Raw genomic sequence first — 20,884 nt, 5'->3', positions numbered from 1 at the left:
TCATGCATGGGCGGACTCTGGCAGCTGCTCGATCGCCCCACCGAATACGACGCCGTCCGTAGGGCGTTGACCAACCCCGACACCGGCGGCGTGATCCTGGTCGGCGCCGCGGGCGTCGGCAAGACCACGCTGGCCCGGCTGGTCACCGCGGTGCTGTCCGACCCGGTGCGCTGGGTGGCCTGCACGGCGTCCTCGCAAGCCATTCCGCTCGGTGCGTTCGCACCCTGGATCGCGGCGTCGGCGTCGCGTGACCCGCTGGCGCTGCTGCACTCCGCCAGGGAAAACGTGCTGGCCCAACCCGACACGGTGATCGGCGTCGACGACGCGCACCTGCTCGACATCCTCTCGGCGACGCTGGTGCACCAGATCGCCGTGGACCACCGAGCCCGCATCATCGCCACCGTCCGCACCGGGGAACCGTTGCCCGACGCGGTCACCTCACTGTGGAAGGACGGCTATCTCGAGCGAATCGAGCTGGCGCCGTTCACCAAATCCCAGTGCACCGAACTCGTCGAGACCGTGCTCGGCGGGACCCTGGAGGGGCTCAGCGCCGACGTGATGTGGGAATCCTCCGGCGGCAACCCGCTGTTCCTGCGCAATATGGTCGAGGGCGGGGTCGAGGCGAGCACCCTGACCGACGTCAACGGCGTCTGGCAGTTGCGCGGGCCCACCGCGGTGCCCTCGGGTCTGGTCGAGCTGCTCGACGAGCGGTTGAGCAGGGCAGGCGCGCCCGTGCTCGACGTGCTGGAGACGCTGGCCGTGCACGAGCCGCTCGACATCGACATCCTCAGCGAGCTCGTCGGCGCCGACGCCGTGGACGCCGCCGAGGTCACCGGGCTGATCCGGGTCACGAGCCACAACGGCGTCGCCGACGTCCGGTTCAGCCACCCGCTGCTCGGTGAGGTGGTGCGCTGCCGGGTCGGCACCGCCGCCGCCCGCATCCGGCGCGGAAGCCTCGTCGAGACGCTGCAGGATCGAGACCTCAGCACACCGGCACATCGCATCCGGTTGGCGCGGCTGTGCGTCGACAGCGACCGGCCGATCGACATCGTTCTGTTGATCGACGCGGCCAAGGACGCGGTGTCACTGGCGAATCTGCCACTGGGCGAACGACTCGCGCGCGCCGCGTGCGAGCGGGGCGGCGGGCTGCGCGCGGCGGAACTGCTCTCCCGTGCGCTGCTGTGGCAGGGCAGGCCGCAGCACGCCGACGAGATCCTGGCCCGCTTCGATCCCGACCGCCTCGATCCGCTGCAACTGGTCCAGTGGGGTGTGGTGCGGGCCAGCCTGCGGTTCTGGTCGCTGGGTGATGTCGAACATGCGCGCGACCTGGTCGAGATGCTGCGCGCCCGCGTCGAGCATCCGGCACTGCGCCTGACCGTGGACGCCGCGGCGGCGGCGATGGCGGTGCACGAAAACCATCTCGCGGCGGGCATCGAGGCAGCGGAGCGGGTGATCGCCGACCCCGACTCGCCGCGGCAGGCCGTCGATTTCGCCGCATTCGCCCTGGGTTTGTCGCTGCCGGTGGCCGGACGAGGCGCCGACTTCGCGCCGATCGCGGCACGGAGCCGGGCTCAGCAGAAGTCCACCGACGGGATCATCCGGGTGATGGTCCGCTACGGCGACGTTCTCGCCCTGACCACCATCGGCGACCTCGATCTCGCCGAGCGGCGCGCCACCGAATATCGCGAGTTCTCCTCGGCCGGCCAATTCGTCGGCTGGGCGATCGCGCGGATCGCCGACGGAGTCGTCGCCACCTACCGGGGTCGGTTCCGCGAAGCGATCGCCGCCTTCGAGCAGTCGCTGGCAGCACTCAACGCCGAATCCTCGCTACCGTGGAAACTGCCGGCGCGGCTGCTGCTGGCCCGCGCCTACGCGGCCTTGGGTGAGGTCGACCAAGCCGAACGGGTCCTCGACGACGCCGACGAGCACAGCGGGCCACACATGGCCCTGCACGAGCCACAGCGGATCATCGCGCGCGCCTGGCTGGCCGCCGCCGGACACAGCGCGCATGCCGCGGTCGACCTGGCTCGCAAAGCCGCCGACCTCGCCCACAGTGCCGGTCAGTACGCGTTGGAGGCCGAAGCGCTGCATCACGCGACCCGATTCGGTGATCGCACGCTCGCCGCCCGACTCACCACAGTCGCCGATCGCGTACAGGGCCCGGTCGCGGCGATCTACGCCCGCCACGCCGCGGCCGTCGCTGATGCCGATCCGTGTGCGCTCGCCGCGGTCAGTCGCGAGTTCGAGGCCGCGGGCCTGCTGTTGTCCGCCGCCGACGCCGAGGCGCAGACGGTGCCGATCTACGACCACGCCGGACAGCGCCGACCCAGCGCCAAGGCGGCCGCGCGTGCCACAGCCCTGGCCGCCCGCTGCGACGGTGCGGGCACGCCCGCCATCGCCGCGGCCGCGCGCCCCCTGCCGATCACCGAACGCGAACGCGAGATCGCCGCCCTCATCGGCCGCGGCCTGTCCAACCGCGCGATCGCCGAACGCCTCTGCGTCTCGGTCCGCACCGTCGAAGGCCACATCTACCGCGCCTGCATCAAGCTCGATGCCACCGACCGTGACCAACTCGCCGAACTCATCTGAGGCGCGGCGCGGTGTTCATCGGCTCGGTTCCGGCAACTGGCACTCGGCGACCCTCGGGTTCATGCCGAGGTAGTTGAGCGGGCCCGCGAGCACCGTGAGTCCGATCGTGCCCAGATCACCGCAGTTGACCGGGGTGTTGGTGAAATAGTCTCGTTGCCATGCGGCCGCGAGCCCGGACCCGAACCAGACCAGCATCAGCACCGACAACAAGAACTTGGCGGTCTGGTGAGCCGGACTGGCCCGGATTTCTCGTACTTCACGAATTTCTCGGTCACGTCGATTCCGTCGACCGCGCATCGTCATCGCACCCTTCCCGCCGGCGAGCACCACACTGTTGAATCATGTGAACAGCGCCGACCAGGTGGCACCGCCACGACACGCGCGAGATTCTGTTTCATCAACTGTGCAGCTCGGTAGACGCAGAGTCAATGGACGGTGTCGGTGGAAGCATGCACCGTTACCGCCCCGACACGGCGTAGGCGGGCCGAAGTTCAGGCGGGTACGGGTTGCTCGTCGGCGGCTTCGGCCCGCAGATTGCCCAGCAGCCTGGTGAGCTTGCGGGACACGCTCATCTGGGAGACGCCGAGTCGTTCGGCGATCTCGCCTTGGGAAAGCGTGTCGTAGAACCGCCAGATCAGCAATTGGCGGTCTTCGGGCGACAATTGCGCCAGCAGGGGTGCGACGGTGATCGTGTCCTCGGCGAGACGGTAGTGGGGATCGTCGGCGCCGAAGGTGTCGGCGACGGTCATGCTGGGATCGCCGTCGTTCTCGCGCGCGGGAGTGTCGAGGCTGCGCGTCTGGAACGCGTTGGCCGCCACCAGGGTTCGGGCGATGTCGGTGACCGGCACTTCGAGTTCGATGGCGAGTTCGTGGGCAGTGGGCGCGCGCTGGAGACGACGGCTCATCTCTTCGGTCGCGGCCCGGACCTTGCCCTGGAGTTCCTTCTCGCGCCGCGGGACGTGCAGCGGCCAGATGTGGTCGCGGAAGTGACGGCGTACCTCGCCCATGATGGTGGGCACCGCGAAGCCGAGGAAGGGTGATCCGGTGGTCACGTCGTAGCGGTCGACCGCCATGACCATGCCCAGACGCGCAGTCTGGAGCAGGTCGTCGAAGATCTCGCCACGGTTGGCGTACTTACGAGCGATGTGCTCGGCCAGGGGCAGGCAGACCTCGATGATCCGGTCCCGCAGAGCCTCGTGCTCGGGGCTGCGGGGATCGGTCAGCGACAAGTGCACGAACAACGGCTCGGCGTGTTCGTAGGTGACGCGGGCGGTGGTTTTCGACATGCGGGTCAGCTCCTGGCCTTCAAGTGCGCTTAGGGTCGGCGGGCAGGTGCGCTAAAGGCCTAGCATCCGCGAGGTCGTCATCATTCCCGCGCCCAGGCTGACGGCGCCGAAGATCGCGGCGGGTAGCGATCCGGTGAGTGCTGTCAGGCCGAAAAGGAAGAACACGCAGGTGGCCAACATGATGGTGGTGCTGGTCAGATCCATGCTCGGCGTACTCGTTGTCCGATTACGTGAGTAGGTCATGAATGAAGGGTTCACCACCGCGGTGGTTATTAAACCGTTATTCGTGAACTGGAATTGACAGTGTGACAATTTCGGTTTGAAGGTTTAACCCGCCGCAAATCGGGAAGCATCAATTCACGGCACGGACGCGCAAGTCACGGGCGAGGTGGTCGCGCTGTTCGACGACCAACCGGCGCAACGCCCCCGGTGCGTCCGCGTTCGCCGCGAGCCAGCGGTCGACCCCGTCGAGCGAATCGGCCGCGGGAAAGAGCCCGACCACGATCCGGCGGGCGATCTCGATGCTGCGCTGATCCCACACCGCGCGCAACGCCGCGAAGTACTCGTCGTCGTAGCGCGCTGTCAGGTCACGGCGTTGCCCGGCCCGGAATCCCTCGATGACGGCATCGAGATGATCGTTGGTCAGGGTGGTGTCGCCCAGCGCCGAATCCCATGCCGAGGCTTTGACTTCCGGTTCCGGTCGCGCCGCGAGCGTGCGCAGGTGGGCGGTCCGTCCCGATGCTGTGTTGTCTCGTTCGAGTTCGGCGTCGAGTTCGGCGACCTTCGCCGCGCCGGTGGCGGCCGACGCCGTCCACAGCGCCCAGCGCAGATCGGGATCCAGGGCCAGACCTTGCGGCCCCCCGTCGAGCAGCATCGCCCGGATATCGGTGGCACGGCGCCCGTCGACGGTGGCAGCGGCAGCGGTCGCCCGTGCCCACGCAAGCTGCGCGCCCGAACCCGGTGCTGACGAATGCAGTGTGGCCCAGCAGGATTCGAGCCACTCGCCACGCCACCGATCCCGCGCCGGCTCGGGCAGATAATGGCCGATCGTGAACGACGCGTTCGCCAGGACAGCGGTGAGCAGTGCCATGTTCGTTTCGGTGGGCGCGAAATCACGAGCCATGGACAGGTAGCGTTCGGCGCCGAGTTCCCCGTCGCGGGTAGCGTTCCACAGCGCCGACCAGATCAGTCCGCGCGCCAGCGGGTCGGTCACCCGGTCCAGCGAACTCCCCACGGTCGCAAGCGAAGCCGTGTCGAGACGAACTTTCGCATAGGTGAGATCGCCGTCGTTGAGCAGGCGCAGCGGAGCGGATGCGAGGGCAACCGGCGTGCGTTCGTCGACGATGTCGAGCTCCACGCGGTCACGGATCACCAAGTCGCCGTCGGCATCGAAGTCGTAGAGCCCGACCGCGAGTCGGTGCGGACGCGGATCGGTCTGCACGATCTCGCCCTCGTCGAGGGTCAGGGTGGACACCCCGGTCGTCTGCAACCAGGCACGCGCCCAGCCCGCCAGGTCACGGCCACTTTCCGCCGACAATTCGGTCAGTAGATCGTCGAGGGTCGTATTGCCGAAGGCGTGCGTCCGGAAATATCGGCGCACGCCCGAGAAGAATTCCTCCCGGCCGACATAGGCCACCAACTGTTTGAGCACGCTGGCGCCCTTGGCATAGGTGATGCCGTCGAAATTGAGTTTGGCGGCCTCGAGATCGGTGATGTCGGCGACGATCGGATGCGTGGTCGGCAGCTGATCCTGCAGGTACGCCCAGGCCTTGCGACGGTTCGCGAACGCCACCCAGGCGTCGGTCCACTCGGTGGCCTCGGAGCTCACGAGCGCGCCCATGTAGTCGGCGAAGGACTCCTTGAGCCACAGGTCGTCCCACCACACCATCGTGACCAGATCGCCGAACCACATGTGCGCCATCTCGTGCAGGATCGTGTTCGCCCTGCCCTCGTACTGCGCGGCGGTGGCCGCACCACGGAACACATAGGCCTCGGTGAACGTGACCAGGCCGGGGTTCTCCATGGCGCCCAGGTTGTACTCGGGCACGAACACCTGGTCGTATTTGCCCCACGGGTACGGGTAGTCGAAGTGTTCGGCGAAGAAGTCCAGCCCCTGCTTCGTCACCTCGAAGATCGTGTCCGCGTCCAGATACCGGGCCAGCGAGGCGCGGCAGTAGATTCCGAGCGGAATCGTGAGATCGCCTCGCGTCCACAGGGATTCGACACGATGGTACGGCCCGGCCGCCACGGCGGTGATATAGGTCGAGATCGGCAGCGTGGGGGAGAACACGACGTTCTGAATCAGACCGTTGTTCTGGATCGCCGCGTACGGCCGATTCGACACCACCTGCCAGTCGGCCGGGGCCGTCACGGCAAAAGTGAACGGCGCCTTCATGTCCGGCTGTTCGAAGCACGCGAAAACGCGGCGCGCGTCCGCGGGCTCGTACTGGGTGTAGAGGTAGGTCAGGCCGTCGACGGGATCGAGGAACCGGTGCAGTCCCTCACCCGAACGACTGTAGGCACCGGTGGCACGAACGACGACGACATTGGTCTCGGCCAACCCGGCGACGGTGAGCCGAGCCCCGTCGTAGTCGACCGCCACGTCCGCACCGTTGACCGTCACCGAATCCACGGCGAGGCCGATGAAGTCGAGCCACGTCTGCTCGACGGTGGCGTCGAACACCACGGTCGTCGTCGTGGCGAAACCGGCTCGGGTCTGGTCCGTGGCCTCGGACAGATCGAGATCGACGCGGTAGTCGCGGACGGTGACCGCCGCCGATCGCGCGGCGGTCTCGGAACGGGTCAGGTTCGCGGTGTTCATCCTTCGATCCTGCCAGCCGCACCGTCGGCTACGGGAGTTTCTATTCCACGGTGACGCTCTTGGCCAGGTTGCGTGGCTTGTCGACGTCGCGACCGAGGGCGAGGGCGGTGTGATAGGCCAGCAGCTGGAGCGGGATCGTCAGCAGCATGGGGTCCAATTCCGCTGCGACCCTGGGGACCCGGATCACCTCGTCGGCCACATTCGCTGGCAGGTCCGCGTTCGTGACTGCGATGACCGGCCCGCCACGTGCCTTGATCTGTTCGATGGTGCTGATGTTCTTGGCGAGCAGTTCGTCGTCGGGGACGATCACCACGCTCGGCATCTCCGGGTCGATCAGCGCGAGCGGACCGTGTTTGAGCTCGGAAGCCTGATAGGCCTCGGCATGCACATAGGAGACCTCCTTGAGCTTCTGCGCGCCTTCGCGGGCGACCGGCCACGCCCGAACCCGGCCGATGAAGAACATGCTGCGGGCCTTGGCGTAACGGTGGGCGATCTCGGCGATGGCGTCTTCGTCGGTGAGGACCTGGTCGATGGCATCGGGTAGCGCGCGCAGCCCGTCGACGATCCGGTTGCCGTCGGCTGCCGAGAGGTCGCGTACCCGGCCGAGCAACAGGGCCAGCATCGTGAACGACACGGTCATGTTGGTCAACGCCTTGGTCGAGGCGACGGAGATCTCCGGGCCCGCGTGCAGGAACACACCTGCCCCGCACTGGCGTGCGATCGCGCTGCCCACCGCGTTGACGGCACCGATCACGCGGCCGCCCTTGCGCTGAAGCTCCTGCACCGCGGCGAGAGTGTCGAGGGTTTCGCCGGACTGGCTGATCGCGACATACAGCGCGTCGGGGTCCACGACCGGATTGCGGTAGCGGAACTCCGACGCGGGCTCCGCCGTGGCCGGGATGCGAGCCAGTTCTTCGATCAGCTGGGCGCCGAGCTGACCGGCGTAATAGGCCGAACCGCAACCGAGGAAGACGACCTTGCTGATGCTGCGCAGTTCACGCGCGTCCATGTTCAACCCGCCGAGGTGGGCGGTGGCGAAGCGGTCGTCGAGGCGGCCACGGAGCGCTCTGCGGACCGCCTCGCCCTGCTCGGCCATTTCCTTGCGCATGAAGTCGGGGAATCCGCCGAGCGCGTAGTCCTCGGCCACCATGTCGATGGTGGTCGGGATCTTGTCGGTCTGCTCGGACTCGACTCCCAGTGTGCTGGTACGGAATTCGCCGTCGCGGACCGTGGCGAGCTCGCCGTCGTCGAGGAACACCACGCGCTGGGTGTGGTGGACAAGGGCGGCGACATCGGAGGCCACGAACATCTCGCCGTCGCCGACGCCGAGCACGATGGGGCTGCCGTTGCGGGCCACCACCAGTTCGGTCGGGCGGCGCGCGTCGAGCACCAGTAGTCCGTAGGTGCCACGGACCCGGTGCAGCGCGAGGCGAACGGCGTCCTCGAGCGATTCGGTGTCCTCGAGTTCGCGGGCGACGAGGTGGGCGATCACCTCGGTATCGGTATCGGAGACCAGTTCGATCCCGAGCGCGGTGAGCTCGGCCCTCAGCTGTTCGGCGTTCTCGACGATGCCGTTGTGTACCATCGCGATTCGCCCGCTGACATCGGTGTGCGGGTGTGCGTTGGCGTCACTGGGTTCGCCGTGGGTGGCCCAGCGGGTGTGCGCGATCCCGACGGTGCCGCGCAGGGCGGTGGCGTCGGCCTTGTCGCGAAGATCCTGCACCCGTCCCTGGGTTTTGCAGACGCGCGCCTTCCCGCGATGCGGCAGGGCCAGCCCGGCCGAGTCGTAGCCGCGGTACTCGAGCCGATGCAGGCCCTCGAGCAGCACGGGAACAGCTTGCCGGTGACCGATGTATCCGACGATTCCACACATGGCGTGAACCCCTTACCCGTAGACGATGCGACGAAGTTGCCGTTCGGTGAATGACGGCGCCGCGACCGGACGCTCGGCGAGTTCGGCTTCGAGCTGTCGCCAGATCTCGGCGTTGCGCATCTCCCGAGACTGCAACTCGGCGTGCCTGCGCCGGACGAACTGCTCGGCCGTCTCGTCGAAGTACCCGACGATGTCGGCGACGACCCGGGCGGCCACGCGTTCGGGTAGGCCGGTGGACGCCACGACGTAGCGGACCAGCTCGGTGGGTACCCCGTCATTCACTCGCACGATCTTGCCTCGCCCGACCGGAGTTCTCCAACATCCCTGCCCGATTTCGGGCAAATAGTGTCTGAAACAGGGCCTCGAGCGGCCATGTTCCGGGCGCCGATGGCCTGGCCGAGGCGCACGGAGCTCATCCCGTTATCGCCTTGTGAGGTGTGAGCCGCGACTTGCGAACAATTTGCTGGAAGGCTGTCAAAGGGGACGGCATACTGCGCATCCGAGTGGAGGTTGTGGTGAGGCGACGAATGGGCGACGCATTCAGTGATCGACTTTATTTCGCGGGCCCCGCGTCTGCCTCCGAGGGTGCGGGCGGCAGACCCGAATATGTCGTCGACGCGGCGATCGTGACGATTGCCGAGGAGATCGTACGGACGGGTTTCGATGGCGAAGATACCGTGCACCAGCGGCTGCGGAGATTCTGCGCACACGCGAAAGCCGAAGGCGCAATGGTGAATTGCCTTCTGGGTGCGGCGACAGCGGTGGAAGACGGTGGGGTGGTGCCGTTTGTCGGCCGGGTCGTCGGCCGGCTCGGGCACGCGGAGTTGTTGTTCGATCTGGCCCTCGGTGATTCGGGTATCGATCCGTTCGACGGCAATCCCGTCCAGAATTCGGTCGGGCCGGGCACGATGACGGAGCTGGATTTCGAATTCGTGATCGCTCAGGTGAGTGAGCTGGTCGATAGCTTGCTGCTCCCCAATTATCTGGCGTTGCTGGAATGGCGTGACCTCACCGGGGAAGCGCCGCGATCTCGTCGGCCGGAGCAGTCGGCCGCGCTGCTGTACGAGTTGAACGAACGGCTCGCCCCGGTCCTCGGCGAGATGCCGCTGGCCTGGCTGTTGCTGCACTACGCGGAGTTCGGCGTCGCGCCGCTGGCGGACTCGATCCATCGCGCGCTGCTGCGCACCAATGCCGCCGATGCGGTGACCGCCGCGCGCATGGCAGCGGCGGCGCTCACCGCGATGTCGTTCGTCTCCTCGTCGGCCAGACTGGGTGATCTTCCGGTGGTGTCACGCCGTCCGCGGCATCAGCCGACGCTGGTCACCGGCAATCACGTCATGGCCGATCTCGTCTGCGCGCTGTCGCGGTGCGATACCGCGGACGGCTGGCAGGCCGACGCGAAGCTGTTGCGCACCGACGACGCGCAGACGGTCGGCTGGTTGCTCGTCGAGGATCGCCGCCATCGCCGCGAAACCCGCAGCAGCCGAAGCGATCTCATGGCGTCGGCGATCGGGCTGGAAATCATGCTCGGTGTCGACTACACGTCGGGTTCTGCCCCGACAACACTGCAGGCGCCATCGTCGACGACGATCACCGCCGAGCTGCTGCACGTCCTGCGTCTGCCCTGGGACCAGATCCCGGAATCGGCCCGCTACACCCCACAACATCTCGATGGCGCCCTACGTTTGGCCTGCTGCGCAGTGGAGGCCATGGCCCCGGGCATCGAAGCCACCCACGATATCCTGCGCCGAGCGGCCGACCGGGCGATCCCCGCACTGAGTGCTCGACCGGACCCGCCGATCTACCTCCAGGGCGCACTGGCCCTTCTCGACGCCTGGCATCGGGGCGGAGCGTCCCGAGCCCGGCCGCTGCTCGAGGCAACCGAACCCATCGCCCCCGTCGTCTTCAGTACCTTGATGCTCATCGGCGCGGCGCTGCTCGAAATGCTGGCCGAGGAGTTCGACGCGGACGTGACCCACGTCCTGGACGCACTCGAGACCCGACTACGCGCCCGCGACCGACTCTCGGAGTGAGAACCGACGAGCAGATCATCGACCTCAGTCGAGATAGACGGCCAGTTGGGGAACCGCGTTGACCACATGCTGAGCCATGATCGGCCGACCGATCATCGTGAAGACCCAATCCTGCTGGGGGCGATGTAGTTTGCCGACGACGATGCCGGTGTGGGCGCCGACGCTGTCCAGGTCTATACGGATCAATTCGATACCGGTGACATTGTCGACGATACGACAGAACCCGTTGACGATCTGGTCGAATCGTTGGCCGGTGTAGCAGGTGACGAGGAAGACGATCGTGGTGACAGCCGGATCGAGCAGGGACACGTCGACCACGATCACTTCGTTGTCGCCGTGCCCGTCGCCGGTGACACTGTCACCGAGCAGGCGCAGCGCGCCGTCGCGTGAGGTCAGTTGCTCGTGGTAGGCGACATCGACGAAGTGGTCGCCGGCGAACGACAGCACTGCGGCGTTGAGATCGATGTCCTTGGGGCGGGGGTCTGTTCCGTAGCCGTGGGCGGGATCCCAACCGAGACCCATGCTGAGGTGAGTGAGTGCGTGCGTCATGCGGTGCTCCTGGCTGAACGGATGCGTACCCGTCACCGGTAGAACCCACTCGACTGGGCTCGAGTCGGGTTTTCGACCAGACTGCCCGACTCGCCGACCCATAAACAGGCCGTAAAAGCCACGCCCACCGCAAATCTGACGGCGCCGCGGGCACGTTGTCGGCCGTGTTCTTCTCATCGCAGGACTACCGTGACGGCGATGAGCGCACGCTTCGAAGAACTCGGCTGGCGGCAGACCCCGATCGGCGAGATCAGTTTGCGTCGACGGTTCGATCCGACGGTGCGTGCCGATGTCTACGAAGTGAAGCTCGGCGACGAGTACCTGATGTCGAGCTTGTTCACCGTCGCCGAACGTGCGCTGTCGCGGCTGGGGCTGGCTCGGACGCCGGGCGATCGGCTCGATGTGGTCGTCGGTGGCCTCGGATTGGGGTACACGGCGCGAGAAGCATTGCTGGATAAGAGAATTCGCGAGCTCACCGTTGTCGAGTATTCCGACGCGGTCGTCGACTGGCATCGACGCGATCTGTTGCCCGACACCGCCGGGTTGGCCGCCGATCGTAGGGTCGAGCTCGTCTGCGCGGACTTCTTCGCCGCCGCGGCGGGTCCGGTGGGCTTCGATCCGACTCGCCCCGGCCGCAAGTACGACGCGGTCCTGCTCGATATCGACCACTCGCCACGCCACCTCCTGCACGGCTCGAACGCCGCGTTCTACACCGGGGCCGGCCTGCGCGCGGTCGCGAACCATCTGGTCGACGGCGGCACCTTCGCCATGTGGTCCGACGACGCACCCGACGACGAGTTCTGCGCGACACTCGAATCCGCGTTCATCGACGTGGAGGCACAGTCGATCGTGTTCGACAACCCGCTCACCCGCGGGCGATCCGGCGCGACGATCTACCTCGCGACTCGCTCCGACCGCTCGCGGGGCACAGGTCACAACCAGGCAATATGTGACTAGATACAACAACGCGGCGAAGTGATTGCCGATGGCATCGACAAGGGCGATCGTAAGTATGTGGGAGTATTCGTCCCACACACCGAACCGCTGGTAGGCGCTTCATGACAGTCCGGTTCGGGATCGAGCTTTTCGGATTCTACATCGGAGTCAGGATGAACAGCTTGCTCGAAAACCATCACGGATGGGTCGCCGATATCTTCGCGGATGGGTTGTACGGCCGCAGCGACGTACTCGGCCCCAGGGCGACACTCGCGATAGACAGCACATCGCAGTCTTCCGAAGCCCTACACCCGCGCCGCCCGGAGGAGGTGATCGGGTGGCGCGCACTGTGCTCCTGCGACAGCTGGCACGGCCGAACCTGGCTACGCGCCGACCGTATCGCCGACCACGCGCCGTCCGCGCGGGTCCTGTACTGCTCGACCGGTCGACTCGACGCGGACCTGGCCCGATCGGTGCTCGCGGAATGGGACTACCACCAGCTCGAGATGCAGGCCCTGATTCCGGTGCGGTTGGCATTCGCGGACATGGCCTCGGCAGAGCAGCGCCTCGTCGAAGCCGTCCGGTTCGTGCGCGCGTCCGGCGCGTCATGGGACGCGGTTGCCCGAGTGACCGGCGAGCCCTCGGCGGAAGCCGCCGAACTGCGATTCGGCAAGTGGGCCTCCCCGGAGCACGAGGCGGCGGAATTGCGCATTCCATAAATTGCCGCCGCAGTCGACGCGGGGATTCCGCTCATCCTGAATTCAATGCTGGTCGCGACCCGTTCCTGGTGGTTTCGTGTGACCAGATCGTCCAGGTTCGAGCGAAAGGCCACCGTATGTCCGTCGATGACGCAGCCGCCCCAGGAATCCGGGTGGTGAAGCTCGGCGCCCACATCGGCGCGCAGATCGACGGTGTCCGGCTCGGCGGTGACCTGGACCAGTTGTCGGTGGCAGCGATCCGTGCCGCGCTCAACGAGCACAAAGTGATCTTTTTCCGGGGCCAGCACCACCTGACCGAGGACGGGCAATACGAGTTCGCGCAGTTGCTCGGCGATCCGACCACTCCGCACCCGACGGTGACCTCCGCCGGTGCGAAGAGTCTGGCCATCGATTCACACCAGACCCGCTCCAATGTGTGGCACACCGATGTCACCTTCGTCGATCGTGTCCCGCAGGCCTCGATCCTGCGCGCGGTCGCGCTGCCCAGCTACGGCGGCTCGACCACCTGGGCCTCGACCGTCGCCGCCTACAACGCCCTGCCCGAGCCGCTCAAGCGACTCGCGGAGAGCCTGCGCGCGCGGCATTCGAACCGATACGACTACGCCGCCGAGATCGAGGACCGATCCGCCGATACCGACCGCGCCTACCGTCGCGAGTTCGAGTCCACCTACTTCGAGACCGAGCACCCCGTGGTGGAGGTGCACCCGGTGACCGGCGAGCGAGCCCTGCTGCTCGGCTGCTTCGTCAAGGAGATCGTCGGGGTGTCGAGCAGCGAGTCGCGGGCGTTGTTCCGGCTGTTCCAGGACCGGGTCACCCGTCTCGAGCACACCGCCCGCTGGAACTGGTCGCTGGGCGATGTCGCGATCTGGGACAACCGGGCCACCCAGCACTACGCCATCGACGACTACGACGGCAGCGAGCACCGCAGGCTCACCCGCATCACCCTGGGCGGGCCGGTGCCCGTGGGCGTCGACGGCACCGCGAGCACGGTGATCGCCGGCGACGCCGAGCCCTACGCTGCTCCGCTCGAGCGCGCGGCATAGCCATCATCGACCGCCACGACCTCGCGCGCGTCCCGGGAACGACACTCGAGATCAACTATTCTTCGACGGCACATCCGACGGTTGCGCACGCGCGAACAGCTACCCACTGGCCCGGTCCGACGATGGGAATGCCGTGAATTTGTGGAACTACGTCCAGGGCAGGGGACAGGTACTGACCTTCCTCACCTATCAGCACGCGTCACTGGCGTTTCAGACAGTGCTGGTCGGAACCGTCGTCGCGATCCTGATCGCGGTGGCGGTGTATCGATTGCCGCTGGGGTCGGCACTGACCCTGACCTCGAGTCGGGTAGCGCTGACGATTCCCTCACTGGCGCTGCTGGCGTTGCTGCTCGTCCCGTTCGGACTCGGTGTCGTGCCGTCGTTCATCATGCTGGCGTTCTTCGCGGCGCTGCCGGTGATCGGCAACGCGATCGTCGGCCTGCGCTCGGTGCCCGCCACGGTCGTCGAATCCGCGCGCGGGATCGGACTCTCGCGGTGGCGGATCCTGCTCACTGTCGAACTGCCGATCGCCTGGCCGGTGATTCTCACCGGGATCAGGGTCTCGACCCAGATGATCGTCGGGGTCGCCGCGATCGTGGCCTACGTTCTCGGGCCCGGCCTCGGCTCGCTGATCTTCAACGGCCTGTCTCGCCTCGGCGGCGCCAATGCCCTCGAAATGGCGCTCACCGGAACCATTCTCATCGTTGCCATCGCGTTGGTCTTCGACGCGCTCCTCGTCCTGCTCGGACGCCTCACGATTGCCAAGGGACTGTGATGACCGATGTGACCAGCCAGCCCGCGCCGACGGCACGGCAGCGCAATGTGACCGGTGATTCCATCACCTTGGATGGGGTCGTCAAGCGGTACAAGGGCCAGGACGCGCCCGCTGTCGAGCGCCTCGACCTCGAGATCGACGCCGGCGACATCGTCGCGTTCGTCGGACCGTCGGGGTGTGGCAAGACGACCACGCTCAAGATGATCAACCGGCTGATCGAGCCGACCGAGGGACGGATCTTCATCGGCGGCCGCGATGTCACCCGGGAGGACCCCGACAAGCTGCGGCAGTCGATCGGCTACGTCATCCAGTCCGGTGGCCTGTTCCCGCACTGGTCGGTCGCCAAGAACATCGGCGCGATCCCCCGGGTCCTCGGCTGGGACAAGAAGCGGATCGCCGAGCGCACCGAATACCTTCTCGACCTGGTGGGTCTCGACCCGGCCACGTTCGCCGACCGGCTGCCCAAGGACATGTCCGGCGGCCAGCAGCAGCGCGTCGGCGTCGCCCGTGCGCTCGCGGCCGACCCGCCGGTGCTGCTGATGGACGAACCGTTCGGCGCGGTCGACCCGATCACCCGGGTCCGCCTGCAGGACAGCCTGATCGCGATCCAGCACGAACTCGGCAAGACCATCGTGATCGTCACCCACGATTTCGAGGAGGCCACCAAACTCGGCGACAAGGTGCTCATCCTGTCCGAGGGCGGCCATGTCGAGCAGTACGCGACGCCGGAGGCGATCCTCACCGACCCGGCGACGCCGTTCGTGGAGGAATTCGTCGGATCCGGCGCGAAGCTGGCCTATCTCACGGTGTCTCGGGTGCGCGATGTGGAGGTCGACCCGGTGACCACCGCTCGGATCGGGGAGTCCTCGCAGGTCGTGATCGGGCGGGCGAAAGCCGCGGGACACACCTGGGTGGTAGTCGTGGACGAGTCCGGCCGGCCGCGGTCGTGGCCCTCGCTGACGGAAGTGGCGAGCAAGCCGGAGGTCTCGGACTATCTGGATCGCCGTCTGCCCGTGGTGTCCAAGTCCTCGACGCTCAACGACGCGCTCGATGCCATGCTCGCGGCGAGTCAGGGCGCCACCCTGGTCACCGACGGTCGCGGCGCTGTCGTCGGCTCACTGAGCATCGGCTCGGTGACCGATGTGATCCAGACCAAGCTCGCCGAGGGCACCGCCGCGGTCGAGGACTCGTCCTACGAAACCTATGTCGACGGTTCCGATCCCACGCCCACACCGGTCGTCGCCGCCGACGACGAACCCGGATCGGTCGAACCGGCATGAACCGACTGCGCCGGGTCCCGATCGACGTGTGGTTCGAACCGCTCATCATCGTGGTGATCGGCATCGGATACGTGTTCTGGTATCGGGCCTCGACATTCACCCCGACCGAACAGGCCTCGCTCGGCTGGGCCAATCTGCAGACCACGATCCTCGATCACATCCGGCTCACCGTGGTCGCCACGCTGATCGTGGTGGTCGTCGCGATTCCGCTCGGGATCGCGTTGACCAGGCCGGCGCTGCAGCGGCTCGAGCCGATCGCGGTGAACATCGCCAATGTCGGCCAGGCCGCGCCCGCCGTCGGCCTGCTCGTCCTGTTCACCTTCTGGCTCGGCACCGGATTCCGCACGGCGGTCGTCGGTCTCGTCGTCTACGCGATCCTGCCGATCCTGCAGAACACGATCGTCGGACTCCGACAGGTGGACCATCGCACCATCGAGGCCGCGCGCGGTATCGGCTTCTCGGCCGCACGGACCCTCGTGCAGGTGGAGTTGCCGCTCGCGGTGCCGGTGATCCTCAACGGTGTGCGCACCGCGCTGGTCATCCTGGTCGGTACCGCGACGCTGAGTACCTTCATCGGTGCGACCAGCCTCGGCACCCTGATCACGACCGGTGTCACCCTGTTCTTGCCCAAGCTGCTCATCTCCGGGGCCGTGCTCGTCGGTCTGCTGGCGTTGATCATCGATTGGCTCGGCCGACTCGTCGAACTGGCCGCGACCCCACGAGGTGTCTCATGAGGCGAGTCCCGTTGATTTCCGCGCTGGTCGCGACGATGTCGTTGCTCGTCGGGTGTGGGCTGGTGAGCTCGTCGGGTACCTTCCACGAGGCGAGCCTGCCCGGCGGCGAACGTCCGCTGGACGGCTCCGAGTTGACCGTCACCTCGAAGAGCTTCACCGAGGGTGTGGTGCTCGGCAAGATCACCGCCACCTACCTGGCCGCGGCAGGTGCCTCGATCACCGATCTGACCGGCGCCCCGGGGTCGGCGTCGTCGCGGCAGGCCCAGCTCAACGGCGACGCCGACGTGCTGTGGGAATACACCGGCACCGGCTGGGTCAACTACCACAACGAAACCGAGACGATCGCGGACCCGCAGGAGCTCTGGCAGCGCGTCCACGACGTCGAAAAGCGTGATCACAACCTCGAATGGCTCCCACCGGCCAATTTCAACGACACCTACGCCTTCGGCGCGTCGACGCCGACCGCGCAGCGACTCGGCGTGAAGTCGCTCTCGGACGTGGCCGCACTACCGGTCGCCGAGCGAACCTTCTGCGTCGACGACGAATTCTTCAGTCGCTCGGACGGTTTCCTTCCGATGCTGCAGAAGTACGGCATCCCCTACAACGATCCCGACGGTGTCCCCGCGGGCAACGTCACCCGGATGGACGCAGGCGTCGTCTACACCGCGACCGCGAAAGGCGAGCCCTGCCATTTCGGCATGGTCTACACCACCGACGGCCGGGTCAAGAACCTGAATCTGGTGGTTCTGGACGACGACAAGAAATTCTTCCTCCCCTACAGCGGCACCGCGGTCGTCCGCGGCGCCGTCCTCGATGCCAACCCCGAACTGCGCGAGCTCCTCGGCACCATCTCCGAGCTGCTCACCGACGACCTGATGCGAGAACTCAACGGCCGCGTCGACATCGACGGAGAGGACCCCGCCGACGTCGCCTACGACTGGCTCAAAAGCGCGAACCTCATCGAATAGCGCCTTCTCGCCTGGCTCCGCGGCCTATTGCACCGAGAGGGGTCGAGGTGGTCGCCCACAACGCACCGCGCGCGTCATGGCACCGACAGTGCCATGACGCGCGCGGTGAATGTTGTGGTCGGAAAGCCTATTTCGTGAGGGGCAGCCCGGTCGGTTCGGGAATCTGTTCCACGGTCAGACGTTTGCGGAAGACCCAGTAGGTCCAGCCCTGGTAGATCAGGACCACCGGGGTGCACAGCACCGCTGCCCAGCTCATCACCTGGAGGGTGTAGTGACTGGAGGAGGCGTTGTCGATGGTCAGGTCGAAGGCGGGGTCGATGGTGGAAGGCATCACGTTCGGGTACAGCGAGCCCACCAGCAGGACGGTGGCCGAGGCGATCGTGAGCGTGGTGCCGAGGAAGGCCCAACCGTCACGGCCCGCGCCGGTGGCGCCACCGGCCACGACCAGGCCGAGCACCGCGGCGCCGAGAGCGCCCCAGGTCCAGCCGGAGCCGTAGGCGAGCTGGGTCCACAGCCCGAACCCGCCGACGATCACCACCGTGGGCACGAACAGGATCCGAACGCACGTGCGGGCGTCGTCGCGGACCTCACCGCCGGTCTTGAGCGCCAGGAAGATCGCGCCGTGCAGGGCGAACAGGATCGCCGTTGTCGCCGCGCCGAGCAGCGCGTAGGGGCTGAGTAGATCCCACACCGAGCCGACGACCTGGCGCTTGTCGTTCAGCGGCACACCGCGCACGAGATTGGCGAACACCCAGCCCCACGCCAGTGCCGGAATCCAGGAGCCGATGCCGATGCCGACGTCGCACCAGGCCCGCCACTTCGGCGAGTTGATCTTCGATCGCCACTCGATGGCGCAGATCCGCAGGATCAACGCGACCAGCAGCAGTAGCAGGGCCAGGTAGAACCCGGAGAACAAGCTCGCGTACCACTCCGGAAACGCCGCGAACATCGCACCGCCCGCGGTGATCAGCCACACTTCGTTGCCGTCCCAGACCGGGCCGATGGTGTTGAGCACGACGCGCCTGCGCACATCGGAACCCTTGCCCAGGATCGGCATCAGCATGCCGACACCGAAGTCGAAGCCCTCGAGGATGAAGTAGCCGGTGAACAGCACGCTGACCAATACGAACCAGAATTGCTGCAGACTCATCGTCGTCTCCTAGTACGCGAAGGACAGCGACTCGACGGGTTCGGCACGGTGCCTACCGCCACCACCGTCGCCATCGGGACCGGACTCGTCATCGGACGCCGTCGGCCCCGGCTCGGGCCCGACCACGGTGTAGCGGTGCATCAGGTAGTACCAGACCACGGCCAGCGCGCCGTAGAGCAGCGTGAAGACAGCGAGGGAGAAGATCACCGTGCCCGGCGCATGATCGGAGACGCCTTGCGCCACGGTCATACGAATGGTCGTATCGCCGGTCAGATTCGGCACCACCACCCAGGGCTGCCGCCCCATCTCGGTGAAGACCCAGCCCGCGCTGTTGGCCAGGAAGGGAGTGGGGATGGCGATCAGGCACAGCCAGGAGAACCAGCGTTTGTCGGGCACTCGGCCACCGCGGGTCATCCAGAGACCGGCGAGCAACAACAGCGCCGGTCCGGCCAGCAAGCCGATCATGGCGCGGAAGCCCCAGTAGGTGACGAAGAGATTGGGCCGGTAATTGCCCGGCCCGTAGTCCTGCACGTAGGACGCCTGCAGATCCTCCACACCCTGCAACGTGACGCCGGTGAACTTGCCCTCGGCCAGGAACGGCAGCACGTACGGCACTTCCAGTAGATGCGTGACACTGTCGCAGTTGTTGTGCGTGCCGACGGTGAGGATCGAGAACTCCGGATCGGTCTCGGTGTGGCACAGCGATTCCGCCGACGCCATCTTCATCGGCTGCTGATCGAACATGATCTTGCCTTGGATGTCGCCGGTCACGCCCACCACGACGATCGATGCGGCGATGACCCACATCCCTGCCCGGGCCGCCGGTCGCCACATGATCCTGGCTTCGTCGAGTTTCACGGCATCGCCGCTGCGCGCGTTGCGCACCATGAACCACCCCGCGATACCGACGACGAAGGTCGCCGCGGTCAGGAACGCGCCGGCGACCACGTGCGGAAATGCCGCGAGGGTGGTGTTGTTGGTGAGCAGCGCCCAGATGCTGTCCAGTTCGGCGCGTCCGGTCTCGGGGTTGAACTTCGCACCGACCGGGTGCTGCATGAACGAGTTGGCCGCGATGATGAAGTACGCCGAGGCATTGACACCGAAGGCGACGACCCAGATCGTCGCCAGGTGAACGAGTTTGGGCAATCTGGTCCAGCCGAAGATCCACAATCCGAGGAATGTCGACTCCAGGAAGAAGGCGACCAGCGCTTCGAAGGCCAGTGGCGCACCGAAGACGTCACCGACGAATCGGGAGTACTCACTCCAGTTCATCCCGAATTGGAATTCCTGCACGATGCCGGTGGCGACACCGATGGCGAAGTTGATCAGGAACAGTTTCCCGAAGAACTTCGTGAGCCGATACCAGTGTTCTTTTCCGGTGATCACCCACGCCGTCTGCATTCCCGCTACGAGCGGCGCCAGTCCGATGGTGAGCGGGACGAAGATGAAGTGGTAGACCGTGGTGATACCGAACTGCCATCTGGAGACATCCAGTGTGCTCATTGCCAGCGAACTCATCGTCGGATCTCCTGCCATCGCAGTGAACTGTTGCCGAACCGTCTGCGGTCTGGGTCGAGATGAATGAATGCCTATGGATTTTCCGGCGGTGGGGGATAGGTGATCGTGGTTCCGTCGACGTGGGCGAAGTTCGTCAGCTGGTGGTCCGGTGCTCGGGTGGCGGACATGATGTCGCGCACCTGCGCGCCCCGGACCAGCAACGCGTCGCCCACCAGCGAGCGGTGGCACCGCCACGGCACCGCTTCGGCGCACATCACAGCCGTTGTCGCTGCGCCAGCCAGGTCGACGAGTTCGTCGATGCCCGCGGCGAATTCCGGTGTCTGCATGTAATCCGCGTACGCGCGAATCGACGCGTTGCGCCAGCCCGCGTTGGCATCGCTGCTCTCACCGTGGCGCAACCCACCGAGCGCGGCGAGATACAGATAGTGAATGCTCGCCGCCTGCAAGACTTCCTGGAGTGCGTCGCGGCCGAACTGTGGATTATGGCGCGACCGGGGAACGGTCCTGATATCCACGAGTTGGGTGACGCCGTAATCGTCGAGCAGACCGACGAATTCGTCCGGGGTCCGCGTGGAATGGCCGATCGTGTACACAGTCAGCACTGCTCGAT

Annotated in this window: 19 protein-coding genes; 9 read left to right on the top strand and 10 right to left on the bottom strand. The window is 66.5% G+C overall.

The features are described from left to right. Positions 1-6: 6 nt before the first annotated feature. On the top strand, positions 7-2,589 hold the full coding sequence (locus QX204_RS15180; protein ID WP_301907512.1) for a LuxR C-terminal-related transcriptional regulator: 2,583 nt from the start codon (positions 7-9) through the stop codon (positions 2,587-2,589). Positions 2,590-2,604: 15 nt separating this feature from the next. Here QX204_RS15180 and QX204_RS34460 read toward each other — a convergent pair whose 3' ends face one another. The 6 genes from QX204_RS34460 to QX204_RS15150 form a co-directional block, all read right to left on the bottom strand. Then, the gene (locus QX204_RS34460) at positions 2,605-2,886 is read right to left on the bottom strand and encodes a hypothetical protein (RefSeq protein ID WP_367620192.1); all 282 of its coding nucleotides are present in this window, start codon (positions 2,884-2,886) and stop codon (positions 2,605-2,607) included. A gap of 194 nt (positions 2,887-3,080) precedes the next feature. Further along, positions 3,081-3,875, bottom strand: coding sequence for a SigB/SigF/SigG family RNA polymerase sigma factor (locus QX204_RS15170; protein ID WP_301907511.1), 795 nt, complete (start codon positions 3,873-3,875; stop codon positions 3,081-3,083). Positions 3,876-3,926: 51 nt separating this feature from the next. Beyond that, the gene (locus tag QX204_RS15165; protein WP_301907510.1) at positions 3,927-4,118 is read right to left on the bottom strand and encodes a hypothetical protein; all 192 of its coding nucleotides are present in this window, start codon (positions 4,116-4,118) and stop codon (positions 3,927-3,929) included. Between the two features lie 109 nt (positions 4,119-4,227). Next, positions 4,228-6,696: an aminopeptidase N gene (gene pepN, locus QX204_RS15160; RefSeq protein WP_301907509.1), complete on the bottom strand. Its 2,469-nt coding sequence runs from the start codon at positions 6,694-6,696 to the stop codon at positions 4,228-4,230. Between the two features lie 40 nt (positions 6,697-6,736). Beyond that, the gene (glmS, locus tag QX204_RS15155; protein WP_301907508.1) at positions 6,737-8,569 is read right to left on the bottom strand and encodes a glutamine--fructose-6-phosphate transaminase (isomerizing); all 1,833 of its coding nucleotides are present in this window, start codon (positions 8,567-8,569) and stop codon (positions 6,737-6,739) included. 12 nt (positions 8,570-8,581) lie between these two features. After that, positions 8,582-8,851 carry a hypothetical protein gene (locus QX204_RS15150; RefSeq protein WP_301907506.1) on the bottom strand — a complete coding sequence of 90 codons (270 nt, stop codon included), beginning with the start codon at positions 8,849-8,851 and terminating at the stop codon, positions 8,582-8,584. Positions 8,852-9,300: 449 nt separating this feature from the next. Between QX204_RS15150 and QX204_RS15145 the strand changes: the two genes are divergently transcribed. Further along, positions 9,301-10,602, top strand: a complete 1,302-nt coding sequence (locus QX204_RS15145; protein ID WP_301907504.1) for a hypothetical protein — start codon at positions 9,301-9,303, stop codon at positions 10,600-10,602. 24 nt (positions 10,603-10,626) lie between these two features. On the opposite strand, the gene QX204_RS15140 is transcribed toward QX204_RS15145, so the two are convergent. Then, positions 10,627-11,151, bottom strand: a complete 525-nt coding sequence (locus tag QX204_RS15140) for a TerD family protein (protein ID WP_301907502.1) — start codon at positions 11,149-11,151, stop codon at positions 10,627-10,629. A 198-nt stretch (positions 11,152-11,349) separates the two neighbouring features. Here QX204_RS15140 and QX204_RS15135 point away from each other — a divergent pair, with 198 nt between their 5' ends. From QX204_RS15135 to QX204_RS15105, 7 genes are all read left to right on the top strand, one after another. Next, a complete protein-coding gene (locus tag QX204_RS15135) occupies positions 11,350-12,108 on the top strand; it encodes a polyamine aminopropyltransferase (protein WP_301907500.1) in 759 nt (252 codons plus the stop codon). A gap of 152 nt (positions 12,109-12,260) precedes the next feature. Next, on the top strand, positions 12,261-12,806 hold the full coding sequence (locus QX204_RS15130) for a hypothetical protein (RefSeq protein WP_301907498.1): 546 nt from the start codon (positions 12,261-12,263) through the stop codon (positions 12,804-12,806). Positions 12,807-12,922: 116 nt separating this feature from the next. After that, entirely contained in the window at positions 12,923-13,849 is a 927-nt protein-coding gene (locus QX204_RS15125; RefSeq protein WP_301907496.1) for a TauD/TfdA dioxygenase family protein, read from the top strand. Positions 13,850-13,982: 133 nt separating this feature from the next. Then, the gene (locus QX204_RS15120) at positions 13,983-14,624 is read left to right on the top strand and encodes an ABC transporter permease (RefSeq protein WP_301907494.1); all 642 of its coding nucleotides are present in this window, start codon (positions 13,983-13,985) and stop codon (positions 14,622-14,624) included. Continuing rightward, positions 14,624-15,904 (top strand): ATP-binding cassette domain-containing protein, encoded by a 1,281-nt coding sequence (locus QX204_RS15115; RefSeq protein WP_301907492.1) that lies wholly within the window; start codon positions 14,624-14,626, stop codon positions 15,902-15,904. Before QX204_RS15120 ends, QX204_RS15115 begins: the two co-directional genes overlap by 1 nt. Then, positions 15,901-16,638 carry an ABC transporter permease gene (locus QX204_RS15110; RefSeq protein WP_301907491.1) on the top strand — a complete coding sequence of 246 codons (738 nt, stop codon included), beginning with the start codon at positions 15,901-15,903 and terminating at the stop codon, positions 16,636-16,638. Before QX204_RS15115 ends, QX204_RS15110 begins: the two co-directional genes overlap by 4 nt. Then, the gene (locus tag QX204_RS15105; protein WP_301907489.1) at positions 16,635-17,606 is read left to right on the top strand and encodes a glycine betaine ABC transporter substrate-binding protein; all 972 of its coding nucleotides are present in this window, start codon (positions 16,635-16,637) and stop codon (positions 17,604-17,606) included. Before QX204_RS15110 ends, QX204_RS15105 begins: the two co-directional genes overlap by 4 nt. Positions 17,607-17,733: 127 nt before the next feature. Here the strand turns inward: QX204_RS15105 and cydB are convergent, their stop codons facing one another. From cydB to QX204_RS15090, 3 genes are all read right to left on the bottom strand, one after another. Next, positions 17,734-18,756 (bottom strand): cytochrome d ubiquinol oxidase subunit II, encoded by a 1,023-nt coding sequence (cydB, locus tag QX204_RS15100; RefSeq protein ID WP_301907487.1) that lies wholly within the window; start codon positions 18,754-18,756, stop codon positions 17,734-17,736. A 9-nt stretch (positions 18,757-18,765) separates the two neighbouring features. Continuing rightward, complete coding sequence (locus tag QX204_RS15095; protein ID WP_301908004.1) at positions 18,766-20,259, bottom strand: cytochrome ubiquinol oxidase subunit I; 1,494 nt, start codon at positions 20,257-20,259, stop codon at positions 18,766-18,768. Positions 20,260-20,345: 86 nt separating this feature from the next. Further along, positions 20,346-20,876 (bottom strand): DUF488 domain-containing protein, encoded by a 531-nt coding sequence (locus QX204_RS15090; RefSeq protein ID WP_301907486.1) that lies wholly within the window; start codon positions 20,874-20,876, stop codon positions 20,346-20,348. Positions 20,877-20,884: the final 8 nt, after the last annotated feature.

Source organism: Nocardia sp. PE-7 (genome assembly GCF_030486425.1).
Lineage (GTDB): Bacteria > Actinomycetota > Actinomycetes > Mycobacteriales > Mycobacteriaceae > Nocardia > Nocardia salmonicida_A.
Note: the sequence above shows the minus strand (reverse complement) of the source record. Positions and strands in the feature narration are given on the sequence as shown.